The sequence below is a fragment of the Clostridium magnum DSM 2767 genome (genome assembly GCF_001623875.1).
Classification (GTDB): Bacteria; Bacillota; Clostridia; order Clostridiales; family Clostridiaceae; genus Clostridium_AM; species Clostridium_AM magnum.
Genome location: NZ_LWAE01000002.1, coordinates 1164016 through 1172500 on the forward strand (window position 1 = coordinate 1164016; position 8485 = coordinate 1172500).

Here is an 8485-nt window from a genome sequence, read left to right on the forward strand (position 1 = left end):
TATATCAGATGAAAGAGATTTGGAATTGGATACAATTGGCGCTTGCAGCTATCGGTGCATTTCTCGGATGGTTTCTCGGTGGGCTGGATGGATTTCTTTATGCACTCATAGCATTTGTGGCCATTGATTATGTGACTGGAGTGCTCTGTGCCATTATTGATAAAAAGCTGTCCAGCGAAATCGGTGCGAGAGGTATCTTCAAAAAGGTGCTTATTTTTGCCTTGGTGGGTGTAGCCCATATTCTTGATACGCAGATACTGGGTAACGTTGGGGACACTGGTGGTGTCCTTCGGACTGCAGTAATTTTCTTCTACTTGAGCAATGAAGGCATTTCCATTTTGGAAAATGCAAGCCATATCGGGCTGCCCATACCTGAAAAACTCGAGGAGGTTTTAAAGCAGCTACATGGGCGTGATGATGATCCCCGTAAGCCAGGTGATGGAATATGATTGATTTAACAAAAGCAGCAACGGTGTTCATCGGCAGACGCGGCGAACACTACTTTCGCCATCTTGAGTTTGACGTTTCTAGTTTATTGGATGACACGTATCCCGGTGCCGCCTTAAATGCAATATACAAAAGACCTGATGGAATTGCCTATCCAGTGATCACAACCTACGCTGATGAAGTCCTTACATGGTCCCCCAGCGCAACGGACACACTGATCGTCGGTGTCGGTCGCCTGGAGATAAGGGTTACTTATGGTGACGTTGTCGGGAAAAGCGTTCAAATTCTAACCATCGTCGAGGAGGCTCTTGCAGATGGTATAGCTGAACCACCCGAGCCGCCCGCTCAGGAATGGCTTAATCAAGTGCTTTCTGCCTTAGCTGAACTGGATATTGATGAGATAAATAATCTGCTAAATCTCACTTATAACTTGCTAAACACTACACACGACTTGGTCGAGGATACGCGTGACAATCTTTATATGCGGACTGGGGTTCTCCTGAACCATTCGCATCCGATAGAAACAGCTACCGCGCCGGATATGATAAGCCGAAGAGCGTCCATCACATTTAGTGGCATAACGAATGGCAACAATGTAGTAATCGGCACAGTAGCATATACCTTCGTTACATCTTTGGGTAGTCCAGCCTCAAGCAATGTGCAGGTGCTAATCCAAGACACGCTTCGCAATACAGTCAAGAAACTTGCCGAAGCTATAAGAGGCATCGAAGATGAAATGAACATTGCTTATGGGTTAGGAACATCACCAAACCCGGCTTGCACAGCCTATTGGACGAGTCAAATTTTCTCCATTGGTGATGTTACCATTCCTTCTGGTGAGAGTCTATTCTTATTGGAAAGAGCAGAAAATGCGACAACAACATTGACCCTTACCTCGATCGCAACAGCTACTATCAACGCATTCACCAGAGCAAGCTATTTGAGATATGTCTTGAGCGGTAATGCTACCGGCGGGGGCGGTATTAATAGTGTTCGAGGACCTTTTCACACCTTATTGCCCATTGATAGCGTGGTTATAGACGGGCAGGGCGGATTGCTTTATCCGACGGCTTATGATTGTCATTTGATTACCCTTTGCCGTCAATCGGATACAAGTGAAAAAGAACTAGACTTATATATCTCAAACGATGAAGTGAACTTTACCAGAATCTCACGCAGCACACCTATCGGTGCTGATAGTTCAAACGCTGGGTTGCATGTTCATATTCAAATGCGTCAAAGCCGAGTGCCTTCTGGTTATGGGCTGTATATCAGTATGGGAAGTGATGGCACATCGGCGAGTGCTTACTGCGACTTGAAGTTTACCTACCACCTATACCCTGTCAATCTTGCGACAACCTATATTTGAATTTGAGGTGATTATAATGAACTTACGCAAGTTAATACTAACGAATAATGCCTGCTTCAAATCAGGTAAAACGATAATTCCTAAAGCCATAATGGTACACTCCACCGGGGCAAATAACCCATGGCTGAAGCGCTATGTTGGCCCGGATGACGGCTTGCTCGGAAAGAACCAGTACAACAATCATTGGAATCAAGATAAGCCCGGCGGTAGACAGGTTTGTGTCCACGGCTTTATTGGCAAACTGGCTGACGGCTCGATTGCCACCTATCAGACGCTACCGTGGAACCATCGTGGCTGGCATGGCGGTTCCGGCTCGAAAGGCTCGGTCAATGATACCCATATCGGATTTGAAATCTGCGAGGACGGTCTGACCGATACCTCGTATTTTTCTGCTGTTTATAAGGAAGCTGTCGAGCTTTGTGTATATCTTTGCAAACTCTATGGATTAAGTGAGAAGGATATCATCTGTCACAGTGAGGGGCATAAACTGGGCATCGCAAGTAACCATGCTGATGTTATGCACTGGTTCCCCAAGCACGGTAAGTCGATGGATACCCTTAGAACCGATGTAAAGAAGCAATTGGAGGAAGAAAACAGCGCAAGTTCTGTGACACCACAAACTAAACTATATCATGTGCAAATCGGTGCTTTCTCAGTTAAAGCCAATGCTGAGGCACAGCTTGCAAGGGCAAAAGCCTCTGGATTTAAAGATGCTTTTATTAAATATGATTAATGAATAGAAAATTGCCTGTGGGAGTTTTATCGCTCCTACAGGCTCTTTTTTTATGCTCTGATTCAAATTAATTCTTACAAAACCTCAACTTCGGCCTGTTCCCACGGCTAATAGGTAGGAGGTTATGCGATATGAATCATTATGAGAATAAGAAAGTTACAAAGATTACGGATGAAATCATAGAAAACAGACTTGAACCAAAGAAAGTATCACAGGAGCAGATACAGCGTGAGTTTGATTATATCCGGGCAGAAAAACTGCTGAAAAAGATGCTTGAAAAAGGCTTAATTACAGTGGCTGAATTTGACAAAATAACCGCACTAAATCGTCAAACTTTCTCTCCTGTTTTGGCAGAGATAATGCCTTAAAATCGTTGATATATAAAGGTTTTAGAGGTAACATGTGACCTACCGAAGAGGAGGTGAGAGGATGAAAAAGATAACGAAAATAGAAAATGACAAGGTCGAATCATTTATGAAGCCAAAGTTACGAGTAGCTGCCTACTGCCGCGTTTCTACAGACAGTGATGAACAGCTTGTTAGCTTGCAGGCTCAAAAGACTCACTACGAGACCCACATTAAGGCAAACCCAGAATGGGAATATGCAGGATTATATTATGATGAGGGTATCAGCGGTACGAAAAAGGAAAACCGGACCGAATTGCTTAGAATGATATCGGACAGTGAAAATAGGAAAATTGACTTGATTATCACAAAGTCCATCAGCCGATTTGCCAGAAATACTACAGACTGTCTGGAAATGGTTCGCAAACTGGTAGACCTTGGTGTTTACATCTATTTTGAAAAAGAAAACATTAATACACAATCGATGGAAAGCGAGTTGATGCTCTCCATTTTAAGCGGACTTGCAGAAAGTGAGTCGATTTCCATTTCAGAAAATAACAAGTGGTCAATTCAAAGACGCTTTCAAAATGGAACCTTCAAGGTTGCATATCCCCCATACGGCTATGAAACATAAGCGGTCAAATGGTGGTGAATCCAAAGCAAGCAGAAGTTGTGAAGCTTATTTTTGCTGAAGTGTTATCGGGTAAGGGTACTCAGAAAATTGCGGATGATCTCAATAATCATAGTGTTCCTACTAAAAAAGGTGGTCGATGGACTGCAACCACCGTCCGAGCAATTTTGTCCAATGAGAAGTACACGGGCGATATTATTTTTCAAAAGACCTATACCGATAGTCATTTTAACAGGCATACCAATTATGGTGAAAAAGATATGTATATGGTAGAAAACCACCATGAGGCAATTGTCAGCCATGAGGATTTTGAAGCCGTTGATGCAATTATCAATCAGAGAGCAAAAGAAAAAGGCATCGAAAAACGCAATGGAAAATATCAAAACCGCTATTCTTTTTCTGGGAAAATCATCTGCTCGGAGTGTGGTAGTACCTTTAAAAGGCGGATACATTCAGATGGAACAAGAAAATACATTGCATGGTGCTGCAATAAACACCTAAAGCAGGTAACGGAATGTTCCATGCTGTTTATACGAGACGATGATATAAAAACGGCATTTGTTACGATGATGAATAAACTGATTTTCGGTCAAAAGTTCATTTTGAGACCCTTGCTAGATGGGCTACGCAGTCAGAACAACACAGAGAGTTTTCACAAAATACAAGAACTGGAAACTAAGATTGAAAACAACGTGGAGCAGAGTCAGATGCTGATGGGTCTAATGACAAAGGGGTATCTGGATCCTGCTCTATTTAATAAAGAAAAGAATTCACTGGCAGCTGAGGATGCAAGACTTCGAACCGATAAGGAGCGGATTTCTCATTCGGTAAACGGTAATCTTGTAAAGGTGGAGGAAGTCAACCTTCTATTAAAGTTTACGGCAAAGTCTAAAATGCTGACAGCTTATGAGGACGAGTTATTTGAAAACTATGTGGAACGAATTATTGCTTATTCACGGGATGAGATTGGTTTTGAATTAAAATGTGGAATTACTCTGAGAGAAAGGCTGGTGAATTAGATGGGACATACACCCTATGGATATAGAATTAAAAACGGAAAGGCCGTGGTTGATGAAACGGCAGCAGTTCAAATAATGGAGTTATATACCGGGTACTTATCTGGACTTTCCTTGAAGGATGCGGCAAAAAAAGCCGGGATAAATTGCTACCATGCTACCGCAGGCAAGATCTTACAGAACAAGCATTACCTTGGTGATGAGTTTTATCCTCCTATTGTCGATGCGGAAACCTTTGAGAAAGCTAGTGCAGAAAAGCAAAGACGAGCAGAAATGCTTGGGAGGATACGGGAGCCTAAGGATATGCCGGAAATAGATTATGCGGTGAAGTTCAAAGCAAAGCCACAGGTGCAGAAATATGATAATCCATTCAAGCAGGCAGAATATGCATACAGCTTAATAGAAAGTGAGGTGTAGCAGATGGCGGTAAGTAAGAATGTAACGGTGATTCCGGCAATTAAGAGAGTCGGAAACAATAAAAACGGTGAAAGCAAACCTAAAATACGAGTGGCTGCTTACTGCCGTGTTTCAACGGATAGTGATGAGCAGGCCACAAGTTATGATATTCAGATTGAACACTATACAAATTTTATTCAAAAGAACCCAGAATGGGAACTGGCAGGTATTTTTGCGGATGATGGAATTACGGGTACAAACACCAAAAAGCGTGAAGAATTCAACCGCATGATTGATGAGTGCATGGATGGAAATGTTGACATGATCATTACAAAGTCCATCAGTCGATTTGCCAGAAACACTCTGGACTGTCTAAAATATATCCGTCAGCTAAAGGATAAGAACATCGCTGTATTCTTTGAGAAAGAGAACATCAACACGATGGATTCCAAGGGTGAAGTTATGCTGACCATTATGGCATCCCTTGCCCAACAGGAGAGTCAATCCTTAAGCCAGAATGTTAAGATGGGCATTCAGTACCGTTACCAACAAGGTGAAATCCAAGTCAACCACAACCGTTTCCTCGGATACACGAAAAATGAAAACAAGCAACTGGTTATTGACCCAGAGGGAGCAGAGATTGTCAAACGAATTTTCAGAGAGTACCTTGAGGGAGCAAGCCTTTTGCAGATAGCAAGAGGATTGGAGTCAGACGGTATCCTTACAGCGGCAAGCAAAGCAAAATGGAGACCTGAAACACTAAAAAAGATACTGCAGAACGAAAAGTACATCGGAGATGCCCTTTTACAAAAGACTTATACAGTGGACTTCCTTTCCAAAAAGCGGGTCAAGAATAACGGAATAGTTCCACAATATTATGTGGAAAACAGCCACGAGCCTATTATCCCCCGTGACCTTTATATGCAGGTTCAGGAAGAAATGGTACGCAGGGCAAGCATCCAAAGCGGCAAGGGTGGTAAAAAACGGGTCTACAGCAGCAAGTATGCTTTATCAAGCACCGTCTACTGCGGACAGTGCGGTGACATTTATCGCAGGGTACATTGGAACAATCGAGGTTATAAGTCTATCGTATGGCGATGTGTCAGCCGCCTGGAAGAAAAGGAATCTGACTGCACTTCCCCTACAATAAATGAAGAAACTTTGCAGACTGCGGTTATAAAAGCTATCAATGAACTTCTAGGCAACAAAGAATCTTTCCTCCAGTCGTTGCAAGATAATATAGCTACCGTGCTTAATGCGGAAAGCGATAATGCTACCGATGACGTTGATGTAAAATTGAATGACTTGCAGCAGGAGCTTCTTAAACAAGCAAAATCCAAGAATGATTATAACGAAGTGGCTGATGAGATATATCGCTTACGGGAACTAAGGCAAAATGCACTGGTTGAAAATGCAGAGCGTGAAGGAAGAAGGCAGAGGATTGCTGAGATGACAGAATTCTTGAGTGAGCAGTCCAACCGGCTGAAGGTATATGATGAGCAGCTGGTAAGGAAACTTATTGAGAAAGTAACGGTCTTCGATGATAATCTAACTATTGAGTTCAAGTCTGGTGTTGAGATTGATGTATTAATTTAAAATGAACTTGACCGCCGATTGAGGAGAAATACTTCTTGATGGGCGGTTCTTTTCTATTTATACTTGGGGATAATCTAATAAGTGAACTCGTTTCAGCAAGCTGAAACATCGGGGAATCAGATGGAGAGTCTACTCCACCTGATTAAAACCCACCTACGCTGCGCTTAGAGGTGGCGGTCTTGACCGTAAAGCTAAAAGATAAACACACTTGAACAATTACTCATATGTTTTTATTGACAAACGGAGAATTGAGGTTTATATTATATATGAAAGCTTATTTAAGTGTTCAATTGAATGATAAAGAGGTGATATAAATATGGCAAAAAAAATTCAACCAATTGAAAGATGCGACTGTGATGTAATACATGAGGAAATTGTAAATAAAGTGCGAGAAAAAATGCCTCAAGAAGAAACTCTATATGATCTAGCAGAACTATTTAAAGTTTTTGGAGATTCAACAAGAATTAAGATACTCTGGGCATTAGATGAATCAGAGATGTGCGTTTGCGATATTGCATTCTTATTAAATATGACCCAATCAGCAATTTCACATCAGCTAAGAGTCTTAAAGCAGGCTGAACTAGTAAAGAGCAGAAGAGAAGGAAAGATTGTATTCTACTCTCTTGAAGATGAACATGTAAAGCAAATATTTGACCAGGGATTAATTCATATTTCAGAAGAAAGTAAGTAAAGGAGGGTCAGTAATGTTAAAGAAGGAAGTAATTTTAGAAGGTTTAGATTGCGCAAATTGTGCAGCTAAAATTGAAGATGAGGTTAATAAATTAAATGGAGTCAAAGCCTATATGAACTTCATGAACAAGACATTGACTTTAGAAACTGAATCAGAGCAAGAGTATAAGAATACATTACAGCAAGTTAAAACCATAGTGCACAAGCACGAACCGGATGTGGTAGTGAAAGAAAAATCCGTTAACAAGAGCAATAAAAAAGTATTAATACTTGAAGGACTTGACTGTGCGAATTGTGCTGCAAAGATTGAAGCTCAAACACAAAGCCTTGAAGGAGTAAATAGTGCGACCGTTGATTTTGTATCTAAGAAGCTGACAATTGAAGCGGTCGATAAAAAGGAATTTGGTAAAATTCTTGGAGAAGTAACATCCATTGTAAATAAACTTGAGCCGGATGTTAAAATAGTTGATGCAGAGAAGAAAAAGGTGAACAAAAGCATAGTAATGCTTGAAGGACTTGGCTGCGCGAATTGTGCAGCTAAAATGGAAAAAGAAATAAGCGGTCTAGAAGGAGTTGAATTTGCTGCAGTAGATTTTGTTTCGAAGAAACTAACACTGGAAATAAGTCCGAAAGTCAACCGCTCTGAGTTAAATGAGAAGATTGAAGGCATAGTAAAGAAAATAGAGCCAGATGTAAAGGTCATTTTTGAGGAGAATAACTCCAAGACCAAAATAAACGAAAATAACGAAGAGGAAGAAGAAGGTGTCAACAAAAAAGAAATCATAAGACTTGTGGTCGGTGGAGCAATATTTGCCGTGGGAATCATCTTTAATTTCCAAAATTGGCTTGAGCTTACCTTGTTTATTATTAGTTATATCATAGTTGGTGGAGAGGTTGTCTTAAGAGCAATAAAAGGTATTGCCCGCGGTCAGGTATTCAGTGAGCATTTTTTGATGAGTATTGCTACCATTGGTGCTTTCTTCGTTGGAGAGTATCCAGAAGGTGTAGCAGTTATGCTGTTCTATCTGGTAGGTGAATTGTTTCAGGATATAGCTGTAGGTCACTCCAGAAAATCAATAAGTGCTTTGATGGATATTCGTCCTGACTATGCAAATCTTAAAGTTGGCGATGAGATCAGGAAAGTATCTCCTGAAGAGGTAAACATAGGTGACATCATTATTGTTAAGCCAGGAGAAAAAGTTCCCCTCGATGGCAAGGTTATAGAAGGAAACTCAATGGTTGACACTGCAGCGTTAACAGGGG

8 protein-coding genes and 1 pseudogene (1 of these 9 cut by a window edge) are annotated in these 8485 nt (G+C 41.2%); all 9 read left to right on the top strand.

Annotated elements, in window-relative coordinates:
* The first annotated feature begins 8 nt into the window (after nucleotides 1-8).
* Nucleotides 9-449 carry a phage holin family protein gene (locus tag CLMAG_RS12850; RefSeq protein ID WP_066622660.1) on the top strand — a complete coding sequence of 147 codons (441 nt, stop codon included), beginning with the start codon at nucleotides 9-11 and terminating at the stop codon, nucleotides 447-449.
* Complete coding sequence (locus CLMAG_RS12855; protein ID WP_066622662.1) at nucleotides 446-1816, top strand: hypothetical protein; 1371 nt, start codon at nucleotides 446-448, stop codon at nucleotides 1814-1816. Before CLMAG_RS12850 ends, CLMAG_RS12855 begins: the two co-directional genes overlap by 4 nt.
* 16 nt (nucleotides 1817-1832) lie before the next feature.
* Nucleotides 1833-2549 carry an N-acetylmuramoyl-L-alanine amidase gene (locus tag CLMAG_RS12860; protein ID WP_066622664.1) on the top strand — a complete coding sequence of 239 codons (717 nt, stop codon included), beginning with the start codon at nucleotides 1833-1835 and terminating at the stop codon, nucleotides 2547-2549.
* 131 nt (nucleotides 2550-2680) lie between these two features.
* Nucleotides 2681-2917, top strand: coding sequence for an SHOCT domain-containing protein (locus CLMAG_RS12865; RefSeq protein ID WP_066622666.1), 237 nt, complete (start codon nucleotides 2681-2683; stop codon nucleotides 2915-2917).
* Nucleotides 2918-2978: 61 nt separating this feature from the next.
* Nucleotides 2979-4543 (top strand): annotated as a pseudogene (locus CLMAG_RS12870) (recombinase family protein).
* Entirely contained in the window at nucleotides 4544-4957 is a 414-nt protein-coding gene (locus CLMAG_RS12875) for a recombinase (RefSeq protein ID WP_066622667.1), read from the top strand.
* 3 nt (nucleotides 4958-4960) lie between these two features.
* Nucleotides 4961-6532, top strand: a complete 1572-nt coding sequence (locus CLMAG_RS12880) for a recombinase family protein (protein ID WP_066622668.1) — start codon at nucleotides 4961-4963, stop codon at nucleotides 6530-6532.
* 316 nt (nucleotides 6533-6848) lie between these two features.
* Nucleotides 6849-7223, top strand: coding sequence for an ArsR/SmtB family transcription factor (locus CLMAG_RS12885; protein ID WP_005584884.1), 375 nt, complete (start codon nucleotides 6849-6851; stop codon nucleotides 7221-7223).
* 13 nt (nucleotides 7224-7236) lie between these two features.
* Nucleotides 7237-8485, top strand: partial view of a heavy metal translocating P-type ATPase gene (locus CLMAG_RS12890; RefSeq protein WP_073393296.1) — the 5' end (the start) only. The gene runs 1349 nt beyond the window's last position; 1249 of the gene's 2598 nt are visible here — the first part of the coding sequence; it begins with the start codon at nucleotides 7237-7239; its stop codon lies beyond the right edge, outside the window.